14 protein-coding genes are annotated in these 26,462 nt (G+C 71.4%); 5 read left to right on the forward strand and 9 right to left on the reverse strand.

All coding sequences use genetic code 11. From position 1 onward, the window contains the following. Positions 1-282: 282 nt before the first annotated feature. Positions 283-756, forward strand: a complete 474-nt coding sequence (locus ACZ4XX_RS21330; protein ID WP_468509422.1) for a hypothetical protein — start codon at positions 283-285, stop codon at positions 754-756. 237 nt (positions 757-993) lie between these two features. Here the strand turns inward: ACZ4XX_RS21330 and ACZ4XX_RS21335 are convergent, their stop codons facing one another. From ACZ4XX_RS21335 to ACZ4XX_RS21345, 3 genes are all read right to left on the reverse strand, one after another. Then, the gene (locus ACZ4XX_RS21335; RefSeq protein ID WP_468509423.1) at positions 994-2,451 is read right to left on the reverse strand and encodes an eCIS core domain-containing protein; all 1,458 of its coding nucleotides are present in this window, start codon (positions 2,449-2,451) and stop codon (positions 994-996) included. Positions 2,452-2,823: 372 nt separating this feature from the next. Then, positions 2,824-3,768: a hypothetical protein gene (locus tag ACZ4XX_RS21340; RefSeq protein ID WP_468509424.1), complete on the reverse strand. Its 945-nt coding sequence runs from the start codon at positions 3,766-3,768 to the stop codon at positions 2,824-2,826. A 2-nt stretch (positions 3,769-3,770) separates the two neighbouring features. Continuing rightward, a complete protein-coding gene (locus ACZ4XX_RS21345) occupies positions 3,771-4,118 on the reverse strand; it encodes a hypothetical protein (protein ID WP_468509425.1) in 348 nt (115 codons plus the stop codon). Positions 4,119-4,303: 185 nt separating this feature from the next. On the opposite strand from ACZ4XX_RS21345, the gene ACZ4XX_RS21350 reads away from it, so the two are divergent. Next, positions 4,304-5,638 (forward strand): tetratricopeptide repeat protein, encoded by a 1,335-nt coding sequence (locus ACZ4XX_RS21350; protein ID WP_468509426.1) that lies wholly within the window; start codon positions 4,304-4,306, stop codon positions 5,636-5,638. A gap of 77 nt (positions 5,639-5,715) precedes the next feature. Next, positions 5,716-8,613: a CHAT domain-containing protein gene (locus tag ACZ4XX_RS21355; protein WP_468509427.1), complete on the forward strand. Its 2,898-nt coding sequence runs from the start codon at positions 5,716-5,718 to the stop codon at positions 8,611-8,613. Positions 8,614-8,811: 198 nt separating this feature from the next. Here ACZ4XX_RS21355 and ACZ4XX_RS21360 read toward each other — a convergent pair whose 3' ends face one another. From ACZ4XX_RS21360 to ACZ4XX_RS21370, 3 genes are all read right to left on the reverse strand, one after another. Continuing rightward, the gene (locus tag ACZ4XX_RS21360; protein ID WP_468509428.1) at positions 8,812-9,216 is read right to left on the reverse strand and encodes a hypothetical protein; all 405 of its coding nucleotides are present in this window, start codon (positions 9,214-9,216) and stop codon (positions 8,812-8,814) included. A 259-nt stretch (positions 9,217-9,475) separates the two neighbouring features. Further along, positions 9,476-18,802, reverse strand: coding sequence for a hypothetical protein (locus ACZ4XX_RS21365; RefSeq protein WP_468509429.1), 9,327 nt, complete (start codon positions 18,800-18,802; stop codon positions 9,476-9,478). Between the two features lie 131 nt (positions 18,803-18,933). Then, a complete protein-coding gene (locus ACZ4XX_RS21370; RefSeq protein WP_468509430.1) occupies positions 18,934-21,444 on the reverse strand; it encodes a CHAT domain-containing protein in 2,511 nt (836 codons plus the stop codon). A gap of 121 nt (positions 21,445-21,565) precedes the next feature. Here ACZ4XX_RS21370 and ACZ4XX_RS21375 point away from each other — a divergent pair, with 121 nt between their 5' ends. Next, complete coding sequence (locus tag ACZ4XX_RS21375) at positions 21,566-23,659, forward strand: CHAT domain-containing protein (protein WP_468509431.1); 2,094 nt, start codon at positions 21,566-21,568, stop codon at positions 23,657-23,659. Here the strand turns inward: ACZ4XX_RS21375 and ACZ4XX_RS21380 are convergent. Then, positions 23,617-24,054, reverse strand: a complete 438-nt coding sequence (locus ACZ4XX_RS21380; RefSeq protein ID WP_468509432.1) for a hypothetical protein — start codon at positions 24,052-24,054, stop codon at positions 23,617-23,619. The two genes, ACZ4XX_RS21375 and ACZ4XX_RS21380, sit on opposite strands and share 43 nt — an antisense overlap. A 282-nt stretch (positions 24,055-24,336) precedes the next feature. Here ACZ4XX_RS21380 and ACZ4XX_RS21385 point away from each other — a divergent pair, with 282 nt between their 5' ends. Continuing rightward, a complete protein-coding gene (locus ACZ4XX_RS21385) occupies positions 24,337-24,498 on the forward strand; it encodes a hypothetical protein (protein WP_468509433.1) in 162 nt (53 codons plus the stop codon). 15 nt (positions 24,499-24,513) lie between these two features. Here ACZ4XX_RS21385 and ACZ4XX_RS21390 read toward each other — a convergent pair whose 3' ends face one another. Together ACZ4XX_RS21390 and ACZ4XX_RS21395 are read right to left on the reverse strand one after the other, a co-directional pair. After that, positions 24,514-25,023 carry a hypothetical protein gene (locus ACZ4XX_RS21390; protein ID WP_468509434.1) on the reverse strand — a complete coding sequence of 170 codons (510 nt, stop codon included), beginning with the start codon at positions 25,021-25,023 and terminating at the stop codon, positions 24,514-24,516. 232 nt (positions 25,024-25,255) lie between these two features. Beyond that, entirely contained in the window at positions 25,256-26,452 is a 1,197-nt protein-coding gene (locus ACZ4XX_RS21395) for a M20 family metallopeptidase (protein ID WP_468509435.1), read from the reverse strand. Between the last annotated feature and the right edge of the window lie 10 nt (positions 26,453-26,462).

Below are 26,462 nucleotides of genomic sequence, written 5' to 3' on the forward strand. Positions count from 1 at the left end.
AAAGGGGGATGCCCCCGTCAACCCCCCCCCCGGTGGGATGGGTCCTGCGCGCCCCCCCCCCCCCCCCCCCCCCCCCCCCCCCCCACCACACGCGTACGGCTACCGGCCATCGCCGCCACGCACGGGGCCGGACGCACCTGGATGCCGCAACCGCTCAACAAGGCTGCCCGGTAAGGATGCTGAGAAGAACGGCGAGGTGGCCGTCACGATGGAGTAGCGGGTCGGTCAACTCGCAGTCGCCCGAACCGACGTGTCGCCCGCCGCAACGACGAGGAGTGACAGGTGCTGAACTTCGCCTGGGCCGTGCTCGCCGGATTCGCCCTGGGCACCCCGGCCGTGCCGTTCGGCCTCTCGATCTCCCTCGCCCCGCCCGTCGCGCTCATCGCCGTGCTCCTCGGCACGGCCGGGTGCCTGCTGTCCGCCGTCTTCGCGGCCGGGTGGCTGCGTACCCGATGGCTGGTCCGGCGCTCGAAGCGGCAGCCCGTCACCGCCGGGTCGCCGCCCGAGAATCGTCGGAACCGCCTCGACGGCCCGGCCGGCCGGCGGGCCCGGCGCGTGGTGAACCGGTACGGCGTGATCGGCTTCGGCATCATCGGGCCGGCGCTCTTCGGCACCTGGGGATCAGCCATGCTGGGCACGGCGCTGGGCCTGCCGCGGTGGCGGCTGATCGGCTGGCTCATGGCAGGCGTCACCCTGTGGTGCACCGTCATGCTGCTCGCCTCCGAGGCACTCATCGACGCCCTCGGGCTGAGGTGACGACACACGCCGCGTGCCTCCGGATGCGGCCTTCCGGCCCACCCGCCCTGGATCTCCACCTCGAACGAGTCCGGCAGCTCTTCCGCCAGAGGGCTTTCGGACGGACCCGGACGCGGCGATCAGCGCAGCAGTCGTTCTGAGACGATCAGTCGGGCACCACGGCACGGCCCGGGGGGGTGCTCCCGCTCTCCCCGTGCCGGGCTTCGTGCGGGTGGCCGACAGCCCGTACGGCGGTTCCTAGTCCTCCGTGTACGGCCGGGCACCGCGTTCCTGTCGCAGCCGGCCTTGGTTGATCGGGGCGAGCGTGACGGTGACGGCCCCCTCGGAGAACGCTCCGCCGTGCCGCCCGTGGAAGCTGGCCGGCAGCGCCGCACCGCTCGCGAGGCTTCCCGACGCATAGATGTCGATGATGCCTTCGTAGCCCTGGTTCTGGACGGCGTCGCTCGACCCCGCGGTCTGCTCGATCGTGATGCGGTCGTCGCCGTCCATGGCCACGACCGCGGCAACGTGGTAGGGCCACCCGGACTCGTTCCACGGAGAGGCGTCCTCGTGGTCGGCGTCGTCCATGTCCCACTGGGTCTCGACGATGGCGAACGCCTCACCGGGATCCGGCCGTTCCTCGCCGTTCCCCACTCCCCGGTACTGCGCGTAGGCGAGGGCTTGCCGGACGTTGCCGTTGTGCCCCTCTCCCCCGAACACCGCACCGCCGCGGATCCGGCTGGCGTCCTGCCCCATCTGGAGCCGCTTGCGGTGCATGATCTCCTCGGCGGTGTGCGAGCAGTCCGCCAGGAACGCCGATTCCGGCTCGTACTCCGCGTAGACGCCGGTGAGCGTCTCGCTTCCCACCTGGAGGGTGAGGGTCACGTCCTGCTGGTCGGTGGGCCTGCAGTATCGCGGCGCGGCCGCTCCGGCGCTGCCCCAGATGGTGGTGGTGTCATGCTCGTCGACGATCATGAAGTACTGACCGGTCTGCGACACCTTCAGGTTCAGCACCTCATTGCCCGGAGCACGGAGAATGCCCTCGTGATACCGCTGGACGACTGCCGGACCAAGCGTGGGCGTCCGTTCCTGCGCGGTCTCCACGGCGTCCCGCTGCACCGGCGAACTCGCCATCGCCCGCCGCGCGTTGGCTTCCGCCTCCCGCTCGAACCGGTCCCCCGGGTCGGACACCTTGAGGCCGCTGCCGTTGTCCGTGCCCGCCACGGGCCCCTGCCGTTGCTGGATCACATGCGTGAGCTCGTGGGCAAGGGTGTGCCTGTCCGCGCCGCCCTCGCCGATGACGACATGACTGCCCGAGGTGTAGGCATGGGCCCCGACCTCGCCGGCCGAAGCCTTGGCCGCGGCGTCGTCATGGATACGGACGTCGGAGAAGTCCGCCCCCAGCCGGGACTCCATGTCCGTGCGGGTCGCCTCGTCCAGGGGGCGGCCGGGGGCCTTGAGGACATCGTGGACCGCCGAACGCTGCACGGCCTGCTGGTGCCCGCAGCCGGCGCCGTGCTGGTGCTTCTCCTGGACCCAGGCGTGGCCCGTCTGTCGCAGCATCTGCACCACCGCCGCGTTGCCCGCGCCGGACTGCAGGGCCGGCAGCCGGCCCGTCGCCGCCTCCCGCCCCGCCCCGGCGGCCGTGCGGGACGCGGGCCGCGCCTGGTCGCCGGCCTCCCGGGCCGGTCCGTCCTGGGGATGCCTTGCAGTCATGCGATCACCTTTCACGTGCCCAGGTCACTTGGGGTGACGGAGGTCCTCGGACAGTCTCGGACACCGCGCTAACGCGGGCCTAGTGTTCCCTTAACGCCCCCTCACCGGCCCGTACGACCGGAGTACTGACACTTCGTCACCCTCACGAGTGCCAGGCGTGCTGCCCCCGCCCGGCGAGGGGAAGGCCGGTGGCCACATCCAGGCCGAGCCTTCTGGGCAGGGTGTCGGGACGGCCCGCAGACGCCCTTCGTCGGGCCCGCAGACGCCCTTCGTCCGGCGCGATGCGTTGCGCAGGCCCGTGCGGCAGGGCGGGCCATCGCCTCCCCGTGCGGCGGGTCGCGGACCATCCCGTCCCCGCGCGGTGGCGGTGAGTCAGGGCGCGGGCGGCGGAGGCGGAGAGCCTTCCAGCAGACGGGTGACCTCCTGCCCGAGGGCGTACGGGGGCGCTGTCGCGGTGGTGTCGATCCCCAGTCGTTCCGCAGCCTCGCGGAGGTGGAGGCGGCAGGTGGCCTCCAGCGCTCTCGCCCAGGCGTCCGAAGCGGCACGGGTACGGCGCCGCGCGATGACCGCGACGGCTGCCGCGAGCGGCAGGGCGGGCCACCACCACACGAGGAGCAGCACGTACAGCAGGGCCCAGCCGCCCAGCGCCGTGGCGCGGGCGAGCTCGTCTCGGGCGGTGGTGAGCTGGGTGCGTTCGCCGTCGGAGACCAGCAGCCACAGGTAGGGCCAGCACACGGCGATGTCGAGCCCCAGGTCCCGCTCCAGGCGGACGGCCGTCGCGTTCAGCCGGTCGCCGCTCCAGGTGGGCCTGTCCGGGTACTCCTGGGCGATGTCCTGCATGGACCGGAGCGCTTCCAGCCGAGGTGTCGGGTCGTGCGGCTGCCGGGCCGCGGCGGCCGCTGCCGCCGCATGCCGGAGCCGGTGCCACTCCCGCGCCCGGGTCTTCCACTTCTCCCTGCGGCCGTCGACCCGCCTCGCGACCCAGCCGCGCGGCCAGGTGGGCAGTCGGCGCCATTCCGCCGCCAGCGCGACGCGTTCGAGTACGGTGCCCAGCCACTGTGCGGCGACACCGACGACGGCGGCGCCGGCGAGCAGGCCGAGGACGAGCACGGCCGCCCCGCCGACGCCCTCGGCCGCCTTCGACCTGGCCAGGGAATCCAGCCAGGCCACCAGCCGCGGCAGGTCCAGTGCGTGCCCGTGGCCCAGTACACGGGCGGCCGTCGCCACGGCCAGGTAGAGCGCGCCGGGCAGCACCAGGAGAGACAGCCAGCGTTCGGCCAGCTTCTTCCCCAGCTCGGACACGAAGGCCGTCAGCATCGCTACAGCTTCCTGCGCCGTAGGGGCGCCTCGGAGAGGGCGCACCGCGCTGCCGAGGCCACGTCGTCGGGCAGCCAGAACCGGGAACAGCGGTCTGTGGGGCAGAGGTACACCGACTCCCCCGGCGCCGAGGGCGCGATGCCGGTGGCTGCGGAGGGATCGGGCACGCCGCGCAGTGCTCCGTAGAGGCCGTGGGGGTCTCCCGATGCCTGGAGCGCGGCGTCCAGTTCGTCGAGCGCGGCCACGGGGTCCGTTCCGGCGCGCAAGGCGTCGATCGCGCGGTCCAGCGGGGCCGCGTCGCCGATCATGGACACCAGGAACGGCCGGTAGCGGTCCGCTCGCTCGCACACGGCAGTCGTTGCCGCCTTGGTCATCGCCCGGCGAACAGCAGCGGATTGCGGCACTTGACCCCCTGTGTACAGCATCGGCTCTATGGGAGATTATGAGGCAAGTCCGTTGATGTGTATACGAGTTGTTCCATCGAGGGCGGGGTGGCGTGTACGGGGAACCGGGGGACGGGCTGCGGGAGGAACTGTTGTCCGCGGTCTTGGACGAGCTGCGCGTGATCCAGGAGACCGGCGATGTGTCGGGGCTGAGCCGGCCGGAGGCCGAGGAGCGGGTGGCCAGGCTGGAGTCCTGGCTCGACGAGAACGACTACGCCGATCTGTACGTGGGCCAGGTCCTCGGGTGGATGACCTGGTACAGGGCGCACCTCGCCCCCGAGGGAGCCCGCGAGCCCCGGATCCGCCGTGCCCTCGAACTCCTCATCAATTGCTACGAGAACGGCGTGTCCCACCTGCCCGTGCCGCTGCTCCCCTTCCTTGCCAACGGCGCCGAGCCCGTGGCCATCGACCAGCTGCGGCACGTTCTCGCCGTCGACGATCCCGAGCTGCTCGCGCACACGGTGATGCTCTGGCAGCGCATCGTCGACGACACGCCCCTCGAGTACCCCGACCGCGCCGCGCGACTGTCCAATCTGGCGGGCGCCCTCCATCTCCGCGCCCAGCGTGCCGGCCCCGACGCCGACGTCTCGGACCTGACGCGCGCGATCGAACTGCTCACGGACGCCGCCGCGGCCCGGCACGAACCCAGGTCGGGCGACCTCTCCAACGCGGGCCAGGTCCTGCTGACCGCGTACCGCCTCACCAAGGATCGCGGCAACCTGGACGAGGCCATCGTGAAGATCCGGGAAGCCACGGCCCTGTCACCCGACTCGCCCGCAAGCCTGGTCCTGCTGGGCAACGCGCTGCGTGAGCGGTTCGCCGCGACCGCCGACCCCTCGAACCTCACCGAAGCCCTGGCCTGCCTGCGCACCGCCGACCGGGTCGCACCGCAGGACCACCCCGAACGGGGCACGATCCACGGGGCCCTCGGCGAGGCTCTGCGGGACCTGGCCGCCCGGACGCACCGGACCGGCGACCTGGACGAGGCCGTTGCCCAGTTCGATCTGGCCCTCGCGCACACCCCCGAAGGCCACACGAGCCGGGACCAGCTGGCCGCCCGGCGGGCGGAGGCCCTGGAGCAGCGGGAAGACATCGACGAAGCGCGGGACATCCTGCGGCTCATGACGGAGAGTGTGCCACCCGTGGCCGGGCCGATTCCGGGGCAGGACGACGACGATCCCGCGAGCACCCTCATGGGAATCGGCGGACTGTGCAGACTGCGCAGCCAGACCGACGTCGAGCCCGAGGCGACGCACTGGCTGGAGATGGCCATCGCCTACTACCGGGCCGCGCTGGCCACGGCGGCATCCGACCATCCGAGACGGGCCGACTTCCTCTCGCTCCTCGGCACCGCCCTGGCCGCGCGGGGGCTATCGGGCGCACCCGTTCCCCCCGAGGGCGGCGCGGGCGCGAGCGGAACGTCGTGACGGCCGACAGCCCACGGCGGAGCGCGCCTGCGGACGGCGGCGCGCCGAGCGGGCCCGAAGGGGCTAGCGGACACAAAGTGGCGAGCAGGCCCGGCGGACCTGCCCTACCCCGCGCGGCGCGCCGGCCGGACGACTTCGACGAGGCCGTGGCGCTGCTGGAAGAGGCTGTCCGTGCCACGGCACCCGGCGACCCCGCCCTCGCGGGCCGCCTCACGCTCCTGAGTTCCGCCCTGCGCCGCCGCTACCAGGCCCACCGCGATCCGGACGATCTGAACGGCGCCGTCGCACGCTGCGAGGAGGTGCTGTGCCTCCCCCTGAAGGACGCGGCCGAGCGCGCCGGGCTGCTGATCTCCCTCGGGGGGCTGCTGGAGTTGCGTGCCTTCAGGAGCGGCGAAGTACAGGACGCCGAGGCTTCCGTGGCGGCTTACGTGTCGGCCTCGGCGGACTGCCCCGTCGACAGCCCGGACCATGGACGTCTGCTCTACGGCCTCGGCACCGCCTTGCTGACGCGCTATGAGTGCGTGGGCCGTCTCCAGGACATCGACGCCGCCGTCGAGCGGCTCTCGGAGGCCGTGGCGCACGAGCCGGGCGGTGGCGCCGAGCGCGGCGGGCGGCTGGCGCGGCTCGCGTGGGCGCTGCGGTTGCGTTACGGCCGTACGGAGGAGCGAGCGGACCTGGAGGCTGCGGGTGGGTACGCGTTCACCGCTTTCACGGTGACCCCGCCCGAGGATCCCGCGCATCCCGATCGCGCGTGCGATCTCGGCGGGTTCATGCTCGACTACTACAAGCGCACCGGGAAGCCCGAGTTCCTGGAGGCCTCCATCGGCCTGCTGGAGCAGGCTGCGGCGGCAGGACCGAACCGGACCTTCCTCCTCCACCATCTCGGAGCCGCCCTGCACCGCCGCTACGACGCCCAGGGCACTGCGGCCGATCTGGACCGGGCGGTCGCCGCGCTGACCGCCGCGGTCCAGTCGGCGGATCCGGGGAGCATGAGCCTGCTCGCATCGTTGTCCGGCCTGGCGAACGCCCTCCACGCACGGGCTCTGAGCCCCGGGGCGGCGTCCGCGGCCGTGGACCTCGATCGGGCGGCCGACCATCTGAAGGCGGTCCTGGACGCGACACCCGCGGCACGCCCCGGCGCCGCCGTCACTGCGTCGATCCTTGCCGGGGTCCTGAGCGACCGGCACGACCGCGGCGGTGCGGAGGACGACAGGGCCGAGGCGATCCGCTGGGGCGTCAGGGCGTGGGAGGAGCAGGAGGCGGACGCGGACATCCGTATCACCGCCGCGCTCTCCGTCGCTCGCATGCTGGCGGCCGAGGACCCCGACCGCGCGGCCGATCTCGCCGAGGCCGCCATCGGTCTGCTGCCGCAACTCGCCTCCTTGTACGCGTTCCGGGCGGACCGCCAGGCCATGCTGTCGCGCCTCGGCGGGTCGGCCGGCACGGCAGCCGCTCTCGTTCTCGGGGCCCGGTGCGGAACCGCCCGACAGCGGGCGGAGCGCGCGTTCCGTGTCCTGGAATCGGGGCGGTCGGTGCTGCTCGGCCACGCCCTCGGCACCCGCGGCGACCTGGCGGAGCTCTCCCTGACCGATCCCGGTCTGGTCGCGCGTTTCAGGGAAGCGCGGGGCCGAGTGGAGAATCCGGTCCCCGACGGGTCCCCTCCGGTGGGGGAATCGGAGATCGCGGCCGAGGCCGACCGGAGGGCGCGCACCGCTGCGGCACAGCGCCGCCGCGCCGCCGAGCTCTCCGACCTCACCCGGCGGGTCAGGTCCCGCCTGGGCGGCTTCGGGGCGCCGCCGACACTCGATGAAGCGCGCACGGAGGCCGCCGAGGGCGCCGTGGTGATGCTGAACGTGAGCTCGCTGCGCAGCGACGCGCTTCTGCTGACCCTGGAGGAGATCACGTCCGTGGAACTCACGGCCCTGGCCCCGGGAACCGTCACCCGACAGGTGTCGGCCTTCCGCACGGCTGTGGACACGGTGGCCACGACCGAGGACTTCGCAGAGCTCGCGACCGCGCAGGACGTGATGGCCTCGGTGCTGGAGTGGCTGTGGGACAGCGTGGCCGAGCCCGTGTTGACGGCGCTGGGCCACACACGGCCGCCCGAAGACGGCGAGCCGTGGCCACGGTTGTGGTGGGCACCGGGCGGGGTACTGGGTCTGTTGCCGCTGCACGCCGCCGGACGGCGCTCCGGGCCTGCGGGGCGCAGGGTGCTGGACCGCGTGATCAGCTCGTACACACCCACGCTGCGCGCGCTGCGCCATTCCCGCGAGCAGGCACGGCGGCAGGGCGCCGGGCCCGTCGCGCACCACGCGCTGCTGGTGGCCATGCCGCTCACGCCCGGGCTGCCGGGCGGCGGCCCGCTCACCCAGGCGCTTGACGAGGTCGCCCGGGTGCGGAGCCATTTCGGCGAGGTCACCTTTCTGTGCAACCCGGAGGTCACCACCGGTCCGCCCGCGGACGGCGCGGCCGTTCGCTCCGAAGTGCTGGACAGGCTCCCCGGCGTCACGGTCGCCCACTTCGCCTGCCACGGTACGACCCACACCACCGACCCCTCGGAGAGCCGGCTGCTCCTGCACGACCATCAGCACAGCCCCCTGACCGTGCAGGACCTGTTGCCCGCCGAGCTGGACAGCGCCCGGCTGGCGTACCTGTCGGCGTGCGGCAGCGCTTCGACGAAGGCCGGTGGCGGTCTCCGCGACGAGGCCGTCCACCTCGCGTCCGCCTTCCAGCTCGTCGGCTTCCCGCATGTGATCGGCTCCCTGTGGGACATCGACGATCGCACGGCCGCCACGCTCGCCGACGCCTTCTACGCGGCCTTGCGCACCGGCTCCGCTCCTCCCGACACCGACCGGGCGGCGTGGGCGCTCCACCAGGCGGTACGGGGCATCCGCGACGGCACGGACCTTCCCGGCCCCTACGACCGCACCCGCAACCCGTACCTCTGGGCTGCGTACCTCCACGCGGGTGCCTGAGCAGCGGAGCCGAGGCGGGGGCCGGCGACCGCGAGCCGGGTCGACGGACACACCTCAGCCCCGGCCGGACCGATGGGATCCGACAGGTCCGACCGGGGACGGGCGGGACCGTCAAGTGAGGCCGGCCGCTACTGGACCGTCGGCGCCGGTGGTTCGGTCGACGAACGACTCAGAACACGCCGCCGGCAGCAGTTGGCGTCATTCGCTCCTCCGTGTCAACCTGTCAGGTCGGCCGGCTGAGGAGACCGTCCACGACGGCCGGGAGAGACGTGGGCATCTCGTCGGTGACCCAGGCAACTCCAGGGCTGCGAGCGTGGATCCCCGGTCCGTCCAGACGAGGATCTTGCCGACGTACGCGCCGGACGGGTCATGGACGTGCGCGTCCACTGGCGCGAGTTCGTCCGGCAGTGCTGCATGCTCGCAAGGTTCCCGGACCTGCAGGTCGACGCTCACGGAGTCGGGCCCCCACACGGCGATCACCTGGGTGCGGTCCAGCTGGCTCCGCAGTTGCGAGGCGCCGGCGAACTCCGCCGACAATACGTGTTCAAGCACTGCGCGTTCGTCGGCGTTCAGCGGGCGCGGGTCGATGGACAGAGGAGCCATGCGCCCATTCTGAGGTGGCGAGGGCAATCGGCCCGACATCCACACCGACCGCCGCCGGGGGCCGCTTGAGCTCCGACTTCACCCGAGCCGGAAGGACTCAGCAGGCCGGGGGGGGGAGGCCCCACCGATGTGATCGGCGGGGCCTCCCCCGGCTCGGGCCGGCGACGACGCGCGGATGCGAGGTGCCGCGCCGGGGTCGAAGCCGGTGGCACCGGTCGTCCGGACATGGGCGCGTGGCACCCGGTGGTCCACCTCCAGGTCACTCGGCAGCGCGCAGCAGCCGGTCGGCGAAGTTCTTCATGGGGGCGGTGAGAGGAACGCACGAGGGGAGCAGAGTCAGCGGTGCTCCGGAACCGTCCAGGAGGTCGTTGAACGACCTCCTGGTGGCGCGCAGTACTCCGGGTACCGGCCACATCGGTGCTCCTTCGCCCCGTGACGGTCGCACGGCGGCGCCCAGATCGGCGAGGGGGCTGAGGATCGGGCTGTCGGTGCGCAGGGAGTCGGCTGAGGGCAGAGCTCCCACGGCTGCGAGGAGGGAACGGGCCACCGGTGCGGCTTCGCTCTCCTCCAGGCCGACCGCCGGACGCCCGGTCACACTCGCGCTGAAGTCGATGATCGCGCCCACGTCACGCGGGGTGAGTCCGGCCTTCACCTCCACAGTCCGCAGTCGCGGCCAGGGGTCCGAGGACGCCACGTGGCGGTCGGTGGACGTGAGCCACTGGGTGACGAGCGCCTCGGTGTGGAGGGAACTCGTCGCCCGGTCGCCGAGTCGGCCCAGGAGATAGGCCAGCCATCCGCTCGGCAGACCGACGGAACGACTGCCGAGCCTTTCGCCGAGTCGGCACACCGAGAGCAGGGGCAGGAGGTCCACCTCTGCCGAACGCTGCCGGACAACGTCCCTCCCCTCCTCCGAGCACAGCCACGACTTGACCGCCGCCACCGCTTCCGACCTCTCCTGCGTGGTGGCGTCCCGATCGCTCTCGGCTCTCCCCAGGGCGTGCAGGACACGCTGGGCCGGTCCCGCATCGTCGCCCGGTCCTCCGCCCGCATCCGAGAGACCTCTGTCGTAGCTTTCCCGGTACTCCGCGAAGCGCCGCGGCACCAGGCCTTCCATGCGTTGCCGTCGCCCGAACACCACGTGGGGAAGGTGAAGACGGTGGAGTGCGTCAGCCAGCCACGAGGGGACGTCCAGCCTGGTGAGCCTGCTGCCGGGCTCGACGAGGGAGACCGTGCGCCTGCCTTCGGCGTGTGTCGCCCGTGACACCTCCGCCTGCAGAGAGTGTCCGGGCTCCGGCAGTGTCTCGGCCTCGCGCACGTAGCGGGCCAGTACGCCCGCCGGCTCGACGGCCACCAGAGCGCGGTGCGGCACCTCGGGGCCGTCCCCCGCCGGATCGATGTCGACCACTGTCACCCTGACCCGCTGCCCGACGGCCAGCTTGGCGTGGCTCCGCGCGATCACGGGGTGACCGACGAGGGTGACGGTGTGCGGGCCGGTTCGCAGCACGTCCACATGGCGCTGCGCCAAGTGCCTGACCAGTACGTCACCCGGCACGTCGCCGGCCCACGAGGCCTCGGCGGCGGGTAGCCAGCACAGTCTTCTCGCCTGCGTGTCATGGCACACGACACCGAGACAGCCACCGTCCGGGCCGTTCACGGAGAACATGGGGCGGACGGACGTCTCCGCGTGCTCCCCGCGGTGCGCGTCACTGTCGACCGGGCCGCCGGTCAGGCTACGTGACGCGCTGTCCCAGTGCAGCTTGACCATACTGCCGTCAGCCACGAACGCCGCCGCGGCGGCGGAGACCGCGGCCCTCGGCAGGCCCGGAAGCATGCCGGCCATTCCGACCCGGAACAACGCGCTGCCCGAGCGCACGGCGACGAAGCCCTCGCCGAGGTCCGCCACCGGCCGGACGAGGACCGATCCGTCCGGAGCGAATCCTCGGGGCTGGCCCCGACGCGAGACCGTGAGCTGGGGCACGGGGCCGTCTTCGACGTGCAGCACCGTGACGGGCAGGGACGACAGGCCGGGTGGCAGCGTGGTCTCGCCGCGCAGGGCGGCGGTCAGCTCTCTCCGCAGCCACTCACTCCCCGGCCAGTCGCTCCGCTCGCCCGCCCCGGCGATCAGCAGGCGTGCCCTCGGAAGCCCGAGTACGCGAAGACCGCCGCCCGGTGCGGAAGAGACGAAGACGACGTCGCCGGGGACCACCGGGGAATCCCTCAGGGCTGTGAGCCCGTTGTCGCTGCCCAGCCAGACAGCGGATCCTGTCGGGTGGCCCTCGATGACGTCACGGTCGGCGGGATAGGGGAAGCTGCTCCTGCCCTCACCGAGGTGGATGGCGCCCTGCGTCTCGTCGGAGAAGGAGACCGGCAGCAGCATGCGCCCGTTTCGCGCGGATCCGGTGGCACCTCGCACTCCGGCGTGCCAGGAGTCCAACACGATGTGCCCGCACTCGTCGACGCCGCCTTCGACTCTTCCGTAGACCACGTCGCCCGGGCTGAACAGGGACCAGTCGAGTTCGGCGAGCGAGCTGCCGTCGGCGAGCCGGACCAGTTCCGATCGGACCTCCACCACGCGGCCGGGCGCGACCTCCAGCCAGATGGCTCGCCGCTCCGACCACGCCACCGCCCACGCCGTGCGCCGGCTCGCCTCGTCCGCGTGGACGGCTTCCACCAGTTCGGTGGCCGGGAAGCCGAACCGACGCAGCACACCCAGCCTGTGCCGTAGCGTCCGGCGGCCCTCGGCGGAGGAGAAGAAGACGGGCTCGGACATCGCCGTCGCTTTGTGCGGCAAGGGGACCGGCACCGACCGGCCGCGACCCGCAACCCACTGCCAGGTCCGCGAGTCGTGGTAGCGCCAGTAGCGATGGCGGCACGCCTCCGCGATATCGCTCGCCGTACCGTCCATGAACGAGAGCTGGGACCATTCGACACGAGGGCTCGGCTCGTCGGCCGCCCCCACGACGTCGAATCGCCGCATCGAAGGCCCGTCCGCGAGGTCGTCGGGCAGGACGACGCTCGCGGCCATGGCGCCGCGTGGCAACGGGACCAGGCGCGCGGCGTTGTTACCGCGTCCGGTGTCGGTCACCGCGCCGACGATCTTCGGATGGGCGGCACAGAGAATGTCGTGGGCCAGGGACCGGGCCGCTCCCACGGTGAGGCCCGGCAGTCCGGCCACCGTGAAGTGCTGGGAGTAGCGCGTGAGGGACAGCGCGTTCGGGCCCTTCAGGTCGTCCTTGGGAAACGCCACGACCGGGCGTGGTGTGTTCCCCAGGAAGGTCGCGTCGGCGGGGATCGCCGTCCGGACGCCCACGCCGTCCACGCCGTCGCGCAGCAGACGTACGACGGAACCCGGCGCGATGTCCGCCGCACCCCTGATCTCCGCGGTGGGAAAGAGCACCCCGGGGCGCAGTTCCACGGCACGCCCTGTCACGTCCAGGACGCCGAAGCAGTCCGTGCCGATGCTGTCGAGGTAGCTCCGCAGCAGAGGCAGCGACCGGGGCTTCGGGGACTTGGTGGAGCCGCGCCACACGTTGACCCCGTTGTCGTAGTGCTGATCCAGACGCACCAGCATCTTGGCGTCGCGGTACACGTCTTCGTCGTCCGCCTCGACGGCACGCCGCAGGCAGTTCTCCCGGTGGGAGAACTCGCGCCTGCCCACCTGCACGGTGAGCGGCTGGTCCTGCTGGTCGAGGTCTCCCGGCAGTTCGAACTGGAGGAAGAGGTTGTTGGGGGTCTGGTGGATCGAGCCGGCCAGCAGATAGAGACTGTCCCCTTCCTGAAGGCCGCGGTCCCCACTCCCGTCGGTACGCGGGAGTACGAGCCGGAAGCGTGGCTTCAGCCGAGGACGGCCATCGCTCTCCCCCACCATGCGGGCGAGAATCCGCTGCCGACGGGGAGTTCGCGGCCCCCGAGCGGCCAGTAGGGCCTTGACGTCGTCCGGGTCCAGGAACGCGCTGATCTGCTCCTCGCGTACATGGACGTCCTCAGCCCCGGGCTCGAGTCTGCGGCTGCCGGTGTGCACGCGGAGTACCGCCACATGCTTCCTGAGGTGGTCGATGTCGACGTCGAGGAGGTGGACGACGTGGTCGTCCGCCTCCCTGCGGACCTGACTCTCGATGCCTTTGCTGATGTCGGCGGGGGCGATCTCCATCGTCACGCCGCCGGGTACGGACTTCGTGGTGTCGCGGCCGAACGACACGGCGTCGATCCGGTCACCGTGGAACAGCTTCAGGCCGGCGGGATCGACCGTCCGGCCACCGACGGTCAGACCGGACTCCGGTACGTCGAGGATCCAGCCGTACCCGAACTCGAAGCGGTGGACGAGTCCGTCCGCCGTCGAGTCCACCCCGATGTAGTAGGGACGCCGTGAGGTCCGGCCGACTGCCGGGATCTTGAAGCGTCGTCCGTCGGGGCGCGCCTGCGGAAGTACCTCTGCCATGAATTCGGCCACGGACACAGGGGGTACCCGCAGGAACGAGGCGCGGTAGCCCTTCCCGCTCTGGACGAAGGAACAGCGCGCCCGGTCGGGATAGGGGTCGCGACGTCCCGCGATGAGCATGTGGGGTTCGTCTGCGGCCACCAGCCAGGGCAGGAGGTTTCCCTCGTCGTCCGGTGCGGCTCCTCTGGGGAGCAGCAGGTGGCCGTCCGGAGTCCGCTGGCCTGTGGTCGTGCCGGCGGCGAGCATCCGTCCGAACTCGGCCAGGGTGTCGTGTGGGGGCTCGCGCCGGGGCTCACGGGGCAGCACCTCGTCGACGACCGGGGACAGGACGAAATGGCGCTGTACGTCGACCAGCTGTCGCCTGGTCCCGGGCGTGTCCGCCGTAGGGGCGTCCTGGTCCACGATGTCGTCCATGACCAGGTCGGTCCGCTCGAGGAAGACGTCCTGGGGGTGATCACCGATGACCACGCCGTGTGCGATGGAGACCGTTCCGACGAACGCGCGGTCGTTCATGTGGACGACCGCGCGATGGTCGTACTGGCGTCTGTCGGCCTTCCGGGCCTTCACGCGGCCCATCGTCACGGCGCGGTCGTCGGCAGGGCCCGCGGTGGAGGTGGCGACCAGCGGCAGGCTCGGGTGCTGGTACAGGTACTGCGCGCCTTCCGCCCCAGCCACCTCACCGACCGGTCTCCAGTCCTTGTCCGGAGCCGCCGCCTTCGTCCACAGCGCCCGCAGACGGATGTCGCGCTGGTACACGGCGAAGGTCCATCCGGCGGACTCCCGCCGCGCGACCACGTGGTCACCGGCCGCTGCGTGGCCGTGATCGAAGGCCGCCACCGGGATCCTGGCCTCTTTCGCCCCGCTCGGCGTTCTGAGCCAGAGCACGATGTGCAGGACGGTGGTCGTTTCGGGCTTACGGATCTGACGCGCGACCATGCCGCGCAGCGTGTCCCCGAAGTCCCGGTCGTCGGCACCCTGGCCCATGGCCTCGACCAGGTGGTCGTGCGGCATGGGGGTCGCGGCCCGCCTCGGTCGCCGCGGGCGCTGGGTGTCGCTCACGACCACAGCGCGCCGTGCCGAACCGCCGGCCGTGAACTCGCCTGTCAGGGTGAGGGAATCGGTGGCGGCGAAGCCGAGGATGCCGTGGGTGGTCCGCACCACGTTGGCGCCCTTCTCGGGGTCCCGGTGGCCGGTCTTGTGCAGCAGCTTGATGTCGATCTGCTGATAGGGACGAAACTGATGGAGCAGGGTGAAGTTCTCCGGATTGCAGGGGAGTTCGATCCCCCTCTCCTCCACCGGGAGGACCGTCACCTCGGCTTTGCGGGCCTCCGGCTCGTCCCATTTCGTCACAGCGCACATGAACGTGCTGCCGACGTGCGTCCGCTGCTGCTCCCGCTTGGCGATCACGCTGTCGGGGAAGCCCTCGACGTGTGGCACCGCGATCCGCCAGGAGACGACGCCGTCGGTGCCGGTGGCGCGGACCGCTTCCTCGTAGGTGTCGGCCTCGTCTCGTGTCTCCTCGTCGGAAGCGGAATCCGCGTGGGTGAAGAGGCTCAGCCACCGCACGTTGCGCCGGTCGATCGCCGGGCCGCCGACGGTCGGAGGTGACAGGCGCAGGCGCCTCTCACCGTGGTGGAAGCGCGCGTGGACGATCAGCGCGAACGGTTCGGCGCTGCAGGCACGGTGCAGCGTCCGCCAGTCGTCGTCCTCCCAGTCGGACACGCCGAGCACGTAGGTACGTCCGGGCGTGAGGGCGAACCGCCAGGCCTGACCGTGACCGAAGCGGTCGGTGGCCGGGCCGCACAGGACCAGCCTCAGCAGACCCTGATCCTCGCCCGGGTCCGCAGCGCTGTCGGCCGCTACCGCCAGTTCCGGAAGCCCGGCGTCGAGCGGCATCCAGTGCTGCTCCTCCTCGTGCCAGACGGCCAAGGTCCGCCGTTGCCAGAGTGGTCGGTCGGCGAACGCCCGCGAAAGGTCGGGGTCCCATCGCCGACGGGCGGCGATGTCCCGAGCTGTGGCGCCCGAGGGGTAGACGGATCCCTCGAAGCCGTCGACCTCGAGAGCGAGGCGGGGGAAGGCATGTGTCGAGGCCAGTCGGGCCGCGCGGACCTCACCGGGCGCCGGCTCGGTCGTGGCGAGGGGGGCGATGTGGGTGGCGGTACGTTCACCAGGGCGGATCTTCACGGCGGCGAGGCGCCCCACCGTCCAGCGGCTGTCGTAACGAGGGAGGTCACGGGTGACGAGCTGTGGCAGCCCGCAGTTGAGGGACAGCCGGGCGCCCTGCGCGACGCGCTGTACGCCTGCGACCAGGCCCAGCACGAAGCCCTCGGCGTGCACGTCGCTGTCGGTGCCGGCGTCGAACAGATCGCGGACCGGAGGCCGTCGATCGCCCAGCACGGCGGTGTCCAGCCGTTCGTTGCCGAGGTAGAGCACGGCCTCGGCTGTACGGCGGTCAGCGGTGGCGCCGAGGATGCGTCGTGGGTCGGCGTCCAGGGCATCGGCGGCCTGTCTCCGCGCGGGCGCCTTGCAGGGTTCCCGTGTCCTCTGCCACGCCTCCTCGACCAGGGTGGCCAACCGGGCGGAGTGGACCTGGCTCTCCAGGTGGGCGGTGTCCCTCAGCAGCGTGACCAGCGCGGCTTGCGTCCCTCTGGCGCTGATCCGGGATCCGAAGGCGTCGAAAGGAGTGATCCTGGTCGATGGCGCCGTGTTGCGTGACGACCGGTGGTAGAAGGAGCGGAGCACTCGGTGCCGCAGCCGGCTGGCGCTCTCTGCGGGCAGCGCCAACTCGGCGCCCACTTCCGCGAAGAGTCGGTCGTAGTACAGCGTCGCACGAGAGCTGAGTTCGATGATCGTGTCGATGACGCGTTCCAGAACGGCGTTCAGTCGGTGCTGAGAACCGTCACCGGCCACTTCGGCCGAGAACAGGTCCAGCAGTCGGCCGCGCACCACGCGGGGCAGTCCCTGTGCGGTGTTGAAGCTGCGCAGAAGCTCGGCCCACGAGGCCACCCAGTCGGAGTGGACCCCCTCGTCGCCCAGGCCGGTCTGCTCCAGCAGGGCGGCGATCCGGAGCGTGCGTACGGTGACGGGTACGTGCTGCGCGGCGCGGGTCCCCTGCGCCAGACGCTCCAGCGCCTGCCGCTCCATCGCGTCCCCCATGAGCTCCCACTCGTGGACGGAGAAGGTGGTGTGCGCGCGGTCGGTCGGAGAACTGAGCAGCAGTGCCTTGTGGTCCAGGGGCTGCGGAACGCCGGACCGCACGATCGGCGTGGGAACCGGACCTCCGGCTTCGGGGCTCCAGTCCCAGCGGAAGTGTGCGGTGTGGGTGCCGCCACGTACCTCGCTCCGCAGCAGGGCGGCCTGGACGGACAGGGGCCTGGACGGGTCCGTCTCCCGTTCGGCCACCAGGTCGAAGAGAGTGTCCGCGGGCGAGGCATCGCCGGTGAACCAGCGTCCTCCGGCTTCCGTGCGGTGCGGTCCGACGCCTCCCGCGGCGGACTCCTCCGCCCAGGTCACGGCCGCCTTCAGATCGCTCCGGTGCCGGAGCATGCCGCGCACGGCGCTTCCGTGCGGCGGTGGAGGCTGCGTGTGGAGCGCCTCCAGCAGGGCGACCGTCTCGTTGGGATGGACGGTCGGTCGCAGGCCCTTGCCCACGCGGTCGACGACCCGCCCGGTGTGTGTCATGAGGGTGGCGAGGTGGCCGGTGGGAGTGAGCGACCCTTCCCGGTGTTCTCCCTTGGCCTTGGAGAGGTCCCGGAAACCCCAGTCGAGCACGTTCCGGATGTGCACCATCATCAAGAGCAGGAAGCGCGGGTGCTGTTCCCGCCTGCGCCCGTCGGTGAGCAGGTGCTCGGCCAGCAGCCCGGCACCGAGCAGGCGGACCAGCCGCTCGGGTTCGTCGTCGGCAAGGGGGCCGCTCTTCGCACGGTCCGGCATCCAGGGGGACCAGACACGTGCCGCGCTCTCGGGAGCCGTTCGCGCGGACGGTCCGGGAGTCGGACTGGGCGTGGGAATCCGTCCGCCTGGCTTCGCTCGCAGGCTCAGCAGCCGGCCTGTGTGGCGTAACACCCGGCTGTACTGGGAGACTTCGTACTCGAAGGTCAGCTGGACCAGTCGAACCGGATCCCTGTCGGGGAGGGCTACGGGCGGTTGCCACCACGCCTCGATCCGCTCCACTGTCTCGTCCGGTGACAGTTCCGCCATCACCACGGTGAGCGCGTGCATCCACAGGACGGACGGCATCGCGGAGTCGCGATGGCCCGCGATGCCGCCCAGACGCACGTACGCCGCTTGCCGTCTGGCCACGGCCTCGGGCTCCTGCCAGCCCAGAGTGGTCTTGTACTCCTCCACCCAGCCGAGCATCCGGGCACCGCACAGCGCCTCGTTCTGCATGGCGTCGAGGACCGGTGCCATGGTGTCGGGGGTGGCCTCGTGGATCAACGGCGCGAAGGTCACGCGGGCCGCACTCGCCAACAGGTCGGGCTCCATCTCGAAGGCGCCCCCTGACGCGCGGGCGAGGTCTCCGCGCACCACTTCGGCCGTATGCGACCACACTCTGGCCTTGAACTCCGCGGCTTGGACGAGGGCCAGCCGGCCGTGGTCGCCGCGCAGCGCGCGGCTCAGCAGCGCCGGGGGCTCGCCGAGGCAGTCGCGGACCAGTTGCGGCCGGTGCCAGGCGAGGAAGCGTCCCACGACCACTGCGAGGGTCGGGGTCAGTTGCTCGGCCAGGTCCAGGTAGGGGGCGTGGGCCCGGTCGGCGGCGTGCGAACTCGTCGGTACCTCGGCCAGGGCCCGTTCGAGCAGGCCCACGGCGTTGTCCCAGGTCCCCCCTCCGGCCTCCCGCAGCAGCGCTCCGAACCTATCGCGCACGCGCTCGTGGCTGACGGACGTGAGGACGCGGTACACGGCGTGCGCCCTGGCCGTCACGTCCTCACGGTTCGGGAATCTCCGGTGGGCGGCCAAGACGTGCGGCAGTGCGTGGAGAACGGAGGTCGTGTCGGCCTCCTGCAGACTGTCCAGCGCGTCACAGACCAGTTCCGCCGCTCTCGGAACACTCGCCGGCTCTCTCAGCGCCAGGATGACGTCCAGGTGCGTTGCCGCGTCCTCGACCGGCATTCCCAGCGCGGCACAGAAGTACCAGTTGTCCAACATGCGACCTCCTTGGTCCAGTCGGGATCGCTACCTGTTCACCAACTGGCTGTTGAAGGCTAATCTGACGTCTTTTCGGCATTGGGGCGCATCATCCCCATTGATATCTTCCCGTAACCATCGGCGGTCCGGGTTCACGGTGGCCGCAGCGGCAGGCTCAGGGCCTCCCGGAAGGCCGACAACTCCCTTTCGAGGACGGCGTCGTGTGTCTTCGCGGGCGGCGCGAGGCCGACGAGGCGCCGTCTGCTCTCGTGGGCACGGGCCAGCCATGCCGCGTCGTTCTCGGCGAGCGGGCGCCGGACCAACAGGGTCCAACTGCCCCGGCACCGGGAATCCGGATCGAGGGCGAGCGGGTCGACACCGTCCAGCAATCCGGCCCGCTCCAGCGCCACCGCGGACTCCGGCCGTCCGATGTCCGCGCCGGTCAGCGGTGTAGCTCGCCGCCACGCGGCCAGCGCGGCCCGCACCCCGTCGGACAGTGCCTCCGCTTCCCAGTCGTCGAGTTCCTCGACCACCGGTCGGTCTCTCAGCGCCTCACGTATCAGCCCCAGCACCACCGCGTCCGCCACCGGACCGGGCACGCGCACACCACGGAAGTCCGACGGCCGTGGCACACGGCGGCCTGCGTCACTGAGCCAGCGGGACACGCGGTCGTCGTCGGCCGCGGCCGTCAGAAGGGACGCGAAGCGCGCCGCTCCGGTACGCGCGTGGGCGTGGGCCGTCAGCATCCTCGGCAGCTCCGTCGGCCACACGGCGGCAATCGACTCGAGGGTGCCGTGCTCGGCGGCCCAGTCACCCCAACCACCGTTGAGATTGAGGTCCTCGACCACGGATGCGGCGTCCAGTCGCACCTCGTGAGGCTCGGTACCTCCCTCCTCGGCGTCACGCAGGGCTTCCAGGACCTCCGCCGCGCCGTTCAGTGAGCGGCCGGCCCGTCCGGGCGGGTGCGGGTGGGCCGCGGGAGCGGCGACCAGATACTCGTCGAGGCCCAGATCCCTCGCCGCCCGGACGGCCGCCTCCCTCACCGCCTGCGCCGGCACGCCGTGCACGTGGAGCACGACCGTACGGAACTCCGGTGCGAGCCTTCGCACATCTCGCAGATACGCCGACCAGCGAGGGGCGCCGCTGCCCACTCGCCAACGGATCACCAGGCCGGGCCCTCGGTCCAGGTTGCCCGTGCGATGCTCGCGGTACTCGGGCGAGAGAGCGTTGAGCAGATCGTTCCGGGTGGCGGGCCGTGGTTCCTGAGCCTCGCAGGCGTACCATCGCGACGGTTCCTCCCAGTCGAGCCCGCCGGCTCGCCCAGGTTCGTCCCCCTCCCCGCCTGTGTGCCGGTCGCGAGCGGCGACTGCCTGATAGAGGCGCTGCTCGGTTCCCGACATCGCGGCTGTCACGTCGTCACCCGACGGGTCGGCCAGTACCCGGGTGTCGCGGCCCCCGAGCAGGCACAGGTAGGTCTCCAGGCAGACGCGGAGCCGTTCGTCGGAGGGCGGCACGGCAGGCGATCCGATGCCGGGCAGGGGCATCCGATACACGTCCGCCGTTCGGACGGCGAGGGGCGTGGGCAGGGCGCGGAGCCTCATGGTCGCGCCTACGACACCGGTGCAGAGCACGGGCAGGGCCTCCGGCTCCGCCATCTCCACCGCGGCCTCATCGACGGCGACGTCGACGTCGGTCCCGGCGGCCAGCGCGGTGAAGAACCGGGAGGCGAAACGGGCGGAGGCTCCGTCGCTGACCGATCCGTGCACGGCGATCACGTAGGGGACGCCGTGCGTGGCGAGCCTCTCGGCCAGCGGAAGGGCCATGTGCTGCCGGGCTTCGACGGACCCCGGGTCCGCGGTGGAGCAGGCCATGAGCACCGCGATCTGAACACCGTTCTCAGTGAGCCAGCCCGACAACTCACCGGAGTCCAGAACCTCACCGCGGGTGCCGTCGGGGCTCTGCGCCACGACCAGACCCGCGCTGACGTGGTGACCGCCGAAGTAGAAGACCGCGGCGCCCGGCAGGGCCCTGCGGATCGCCTGCGCCGTCGCGGGAGCCGCGAGCAGCCGGGGGACGAATCGGGACCGCGCCAGCGCCGCCGCCACTCTGGAGCCGTCACCGGCTTCGCCTCGGCCCTGTGCCGGGGAGCCGAGCGAAACCCTCTCGCCTCCCGTCACGACGTCTCCCCGTACCAGGCTCGCGTCGGCGACGACCACTGCCGAGGCGGCTTCGTCGGTGCGGCGGGCAGTCCTGCGCGGGACGGCCGCAGTCACCTCCCGGACCACGGTGAACCTGGGATGCTGACGCAGCTCCCGACCCACACCGGGGACGGTACGCGTGTCGGCCCATTCGTCCCAGACGTCCGGCCTCAGCCGGATGTCCTCGGCGGGCACCCTGACGCGTTCCCAGGGAACGGCGCTGAGCGGCACCAGGTGGTCGGGCTCGAACGCCGGGATTCGCAACCGGATCCTGAGCCGGTCGGCTCCGTCCAGTTGACGCAGTTCCCCGACGATCCGCCGCCGGACGTCGTCCGGCAGGAGCACGCCTCCCAGGCGCCGCGCTCGCTCGTACTGGTTCGCCCGGAAGCGAAGGTAGGCCGGTCCCACGGGGGCCCTCACCGTCGTGTGCGCGGCCTCCCTCTCGGGGCCGTGCAGTGTCGCCACGACGGTTCCTCCCGGAAGCCAGCCGAGGTGAAGGGCGATGTCCCGCGTCACGGCCAAGAGGCAACCCCCTTATCTCGATCTTCCGCCGACAGGAGGGCCCGCGGAAGGGACAATGCTCGTCATGCCCTCGCCTGCTGCTCCCGTCCCGCCGTCGCGCTCCCCCGATGAGACCCGGCTGCGCCTCTTCCTCGCCGAGTCGGGCGAAGACGGGGATCGCAGGATGGAGGTCGAGGCGCGGGGGGCGTTGGATGCGCTGCTCGCCGACCGTACACGGGATCGTGAGGGCTTCGAGTCGGAACTGGAACGCCTCCTGGCGTTCTTCGCCGACTTCGCCGACCTGTGGGACGACTGGCAGGCTTCCCGCGACTCCGGCCTTCGTGGCCCTGGCGAGTCGGCGGGGGCGAGCGACGGCCCCCTGGACGCCGAGCGAGACGGCGGGGCCGACGAGGACGGAGCCGAAGAGCGCTTCCTGAACGTCTGCCTGACCTGGCCTCTCTCCCGGTGTGTCGTACCTCCTGAAACGACGCTGGAGTCCGGTCGCGCGTACGAACTTCGCGTGGACATCGGCTCGTTGTCCCAGGACAGCCTTCTGTCGGAGGGAAGCGGGGCGTTCCCGCAGGACCGCCTCCCGCACACCGACGACGCGGGCCGCGGCGACTGGCTGGACGTCATCGTCCTCAGTGACGACTTCACGGTGGCTGTCGAGCACCACCCGTACTTCCTGCCGCTCGCCGGTGCCGGCTGGGTGTGTCCCTGCCCCGCCGGCGGGGTCCACACATGTGAGGCGCAGCATCGGAGCGGACATGTACGTGTCCCCATGACGGCCCCTCCCGGATCCGGCCCGGCACGACTGCGGATCATCGTGGCCAGTCGCGGCAATCAGCTCCAGTCCGCTTCCCTGACGGCCCTTGTGGCACCTCGGGAGCAGCACGGCGGTTCCGCCTCCGCGCACATCGACTACACGCTCACCGCGGGATTCGCCGCCCTCGGCGCACTTCCCGCCCGTACCGCGGGCATTCGCGTCGGGCGGAGCAGAGGCGGCGCCCTCACTGTGGACGTCCTGGGGTCCGGCAGCGAGGTCAGTACCTTCTGGCTCAACGAGTTGCTGATGCTCAGCGCCCTCGACCGTACGCGCAACGACCTCGACCACATCCACGCGGAGCCGACTGCGGAGGGGGCCCGCAACCGGCTGAGGCAGGACAACGGCAAGCCGTTCGACGAGACCTTCGTCGACCTGAGGCGTCTGGCCGGCCTCGGCTGGGACCTGCTCACACTGCTCGCCCCCCACCCCGAACAACGCGCCGGCCTGGCGAGGGCACTTGACGAGCCCGCAGAGATCCAGGTCTGTCGTGAGATCGGCCGGGACATCGTGTTCCCCTGGGCCTTCGTCTACGACATCCCGATCGATGTCCGCGACCCCCTGCGGAACTGTGACGCCGGTATGCGAGAAGCGGAGGCGAACTCGGACGCCCGCTCCTGTCCCGCGGCAGACACTCACGGATACAACACGCTCTGCCCGTTCGGCTTCTGGGGCTACCGCCACCTCATCGAGCAGCCCCCTTCGTTGCCGCCGGGCCGTCGGCTTCCCCTGTTCGCCGGACGGGGCACCGGATCGCCGCACATGACGATGGCCCGCAGCCTGGCCCTGAATGAGTCCATGACAGAAAGCCACGTGGCTCACCTGCGAGCGACCTTCAGGGGCCGGCTCACCGATCACGCCGACCGGGCCGGGCTGCAGGCCGCGTTGGCGGCCGAGCAGCACGACTGCATCTACTTCTACTGCCACGGGCGCCGACCCGACGGAAGCGGAGAAGCCGCCTCGACCACGGTCCTGGAGATCGGTCGGGACGAGCGTATCCAGGCGTCCGCCCTCGCCACCTGGGTGGCGGACCCGGCCGGATGGAAGGCGAGCACACCGCTGGTGTTCCTGAACGGCTGCCACACCGCGGACAGGGAACCGGGGACCTGGCTCGGGTTCGTGGACGCCTTCTCCGGGCTGCACGCATCAGGGATCATCGGCACGGAGGTATCCGTCGAGCAGAGGTTCGCCACAGAGGTGGCTCAGAACTTCTGGCAGCACTTCGTGGACGGTGAGACGGTCGGGGTCGCCCTGCACAAGGTCAGGATGGAGCTGTTGGGAAAGGGGAACGTGCTGGGCCTGGCCTACACGGCCTACTGCTCGAACTCCCTGCGGTTGCGCGGGACCGAGCGCTGAAACGACGGACCCGCACCCTGCCAGGTCTGTGCACCGATCTCCCGCGCCGGCGTGACCGCGGGTACGTCCCCGCCCACGGGAACGGCGCTCTCGCTCTCGCCGGCTCGGGCCTGATGACCGTTCTCCGCCCGGTTCCTCGCCCTGCGGTCGAGCCAGGCGCCGATCACGAAGTACCCGAAGAAGCCGGTGGCCAGGCCCAGTCCGTAGCAAGCGAACAGATCGGGCTCGGCGAACTGCGTGTTGATGACGGTTCCGCCGCCCAGGGCGGCCACCACGGTCACGAGGTCGGCGATACGAGACCCGTCCCGGGCCCGCCGGAGCGTGCGGTAGGCGATCCAGCCGATGACGCATCCGAACGCGCCGGATCCGATCAGACTGAGCACGGAGAGCTGCACACGTACCCCCTTCGCCCGCCGCTCCGGGCGGACCAGGCCTACAGATCCCTCACACGCTAGCGCACACACAGCCCCGCTTGTCCCTGTTGCCGGAATCAGGGCGATGAGCCCGGCTGCACCTGATTCAGAAGAGACATGGCTGGTTCCGAGCGGGCCGGGCCAGGGCCATCTGTTGGCATCAAGCAGTCATGAAGTGGCAGGTGTTGGTGACTCATGGCACATGCGGTGGATCCGTGCTCGTCGATGCCCACGTACCTCTCGGGCCGCATCGCGCGGTAGCCGGTGTCGAGCACCGTGGGCTCGTCGACGCACCGCTTCTCCAACCGGAGACTCTGCTCGGCCGTCGTCGACCGTCTCATCCTCGACGGCGCGATCATCGAGACCGGCCATGAGCCATACCGCCTCGCCCGCACCAAGGCCCAGCAGCAGCTCCAGGCGGTCTGACCAGGTGCGCTGACATCAGCCGTTCGGGGCCTCGAACGTGGTCACCTCAGTCCGGAAGGCTCCCTGCCCGGGTTGAGCAGGGTTGATCAGCACCACGAAGTCCGGCAGGGCTCCCGGAACGGGCCGCCCGCACTCGTCCCGGCTGCCGGCTTCGGCCTGCCAGTCGATCAAGTGGACGACCACGGCATGACGGCCCTGGGGCACGGGGTGCTCGATCACGCCATCCGAGGGGTCCCCGCTGACGTCCTCGATGCCACCCACCAGCGCGCGACCGCGGGAGACGAAGAGGTACGGCTGGGAAGCGACCAGCTGGTGGGCCGCCTCTCGCTCGGTCAAACCGGCCGGCCCGGCCGCAGTGCCCGAACGGACCAGAACACCGAAGGCGCCGTCTCCGCCGACGTTGAGCGGAACAAGAGCACCCGCCTGGATATGACGGACGATGTCCTCGTCCTCAAGGAGTTCCTCCTCCCATGTGTCGTCATCGACGACTCCCTCGAACGGCTGCGGATCCCACAGGACAAGCATTCCGGCGTCCGTGGCCAACGTCGCCCGAACCTCATCACGCGGCTGCTGAGCACTCACTCGTTCCTCCGGTCGTCTCCCCCGCCACATTCGAATCAGCTGATTCTCCCAGCCTGGAGCGACAGATCTGGCGGGCCACGTCACCGCGCCGCCCGAGGCCACTTCGAGCCGCCTCCACCGACACGCTCGAAGTCAGCCCCTTGGAGCGGGAGATCCATGAGGGAGAAGTGGGGCGTCAGGCCCCGCTCAACAGGTCCTCCACCGCCTGCTGCTGGACGGAGTAGACGTCCGGGAGCTCGGCCAGGGAGGCCCGCTCGTCGATGCCGTGCAGGCCCTCGTAGGGGACACCGAATCCTGCCGTGGCGGGGATGCCGTGGCGGGCGAGGAGGTTGCCGATGTTCGACGGGCCCGCGGTCTTGGCCCGGACGCGGAGTCCCGCGGTCCGGGCCGCGGTCAGGAGGGCTGCGGCCGGCTGCTCGTTCTCCTCCAGGCGGAAAGCCGGCCAGGAGGCGACTTCGGTGACCCGCGTGGGTACAGGCGGTGGGAGTTCGGCGTCGACGTCGGCGACGATCCGGCGCACGAGGGTCTCGGCATGGTGCGCGTCGAACTCGGGGGTGGTGCGGACGTCCAGGTTGATGTCGACGCGGTCGGGGGTCACGGAGAAGCCCTCGCCTCCGTGGATCGCGGTGACGGTGAGCTTCGGCCCGAGGGGGAACCCGGAGTCGGCGTCCGGTCCCGGCAGCTCGGAAGCGTCGAGGAGGCCCACCAGGCGCGCGGCGCGGGTGACGGCGCCGACGACGGTGCGGCGGGAGCCGGAGTGCCCGGACGGGGCGTGCACCGTGATGGCGGCGCGCCACAGACCACGGCCGCCGACGACGACCTCGTCCATGCCGGGGTACCCGATGATCACGCCGGCCGGTCGTACGGCCTGGGGGTCGGCGAGGTAGGCGCAGGCGCCGCCGAAGTTGCCCGTGTGCTCGTCGACGTCCAGGAGGACTGCGAGGCCGCCCGCGAAGCCGTCGCGCCGTGCGGCGAGGTCGGCAGCGATGTGGCAGTACATGGCAGCGGCCAGCTTGGAGTCGGCGGCGCCCCGGCCCAGGAGCCAGCCGTCGCGGATGTCGCCGGAGGTGGGGGCGAAGGACCAGCGGGTGAGGTCTCCGTACGGGGCGGTGTCCACGCAGGCGTCGAGCGTCCACCACGGTCCCGGGCGCCCCCCGGCGACCTCGACCAGGATTCCCACCAGGGCGCCCGACTGATCGTGGAGGCGACGGTGCGGCACCGCGCGCCCGGCCAGCCAATTCTCCATGACGTCGAGAACAGGACCGTAGTCGTCCACTCCTCCACGACTCGGCCGGCGGATGAGCTCCTGAGCAAGGCTCACCACCGACCGAATCGTCTCGTCCCACCCGGCGTCCCGAAGGCCACTCGCCATACCTTGCTCC

This window comes from Streptomyces sp. NPDC029956 (assembly GCF_055574655.1).

Coding starts and splice junctions, on each gene's coding strand:
- ACZ4XX_RS21395 (WP_468509435.1), bottom strand. CDS start 26,452: ATGGCGAGTGGCCTTCGGGACGCCGGGTGGGACGAGACGATTCGGTCG.
- ACZ4XX_RS21340 (WP_468509424.1), bottom strand. CDS start 3,768: ATGCTGACGGCCTTCGTGTCCGAGCTGGGGAAGAAGCTGGCCGAACGC.
- ACZ4XX_RS21365 (WP_468509429.1), bottom strand. CDS start 18,802: ATGTTGGACAACTGGTACTTCTGTGCCGCGCTGGGAATGCCGGTCGAG.
- ACZ4XX_RS21360 (WP_468509428.1), bottom strand. CDS start 9,216: ATGGCTCCTCTGTCCATCGACCCGCGCCCGCTGAACGCCGACGAACGC.
- ACZ4XX_RS21335 (WP_468509423.1), bottom strand. CDS start 2,451: ATGACTGCAAGGCATCCCCAGGACGGACCGGCCCGGGAGGCCGGCGAC.
- ACZ4XX_RS21375 (WP_468509431.1), top strand. CDS start 21,566: ATGCCCTCGCCTGCTGCTCCCGTCCCGCCGTCGCGCTCCCCCGATGAG.
- ACZ4XX_RS21390 (WP_468509434.1), bottom strand. CDS start 25,023: ATGCTTGTCCTGTGGGATCCGCAGCCGTTCGAGGGAGTCGTCGATGAC.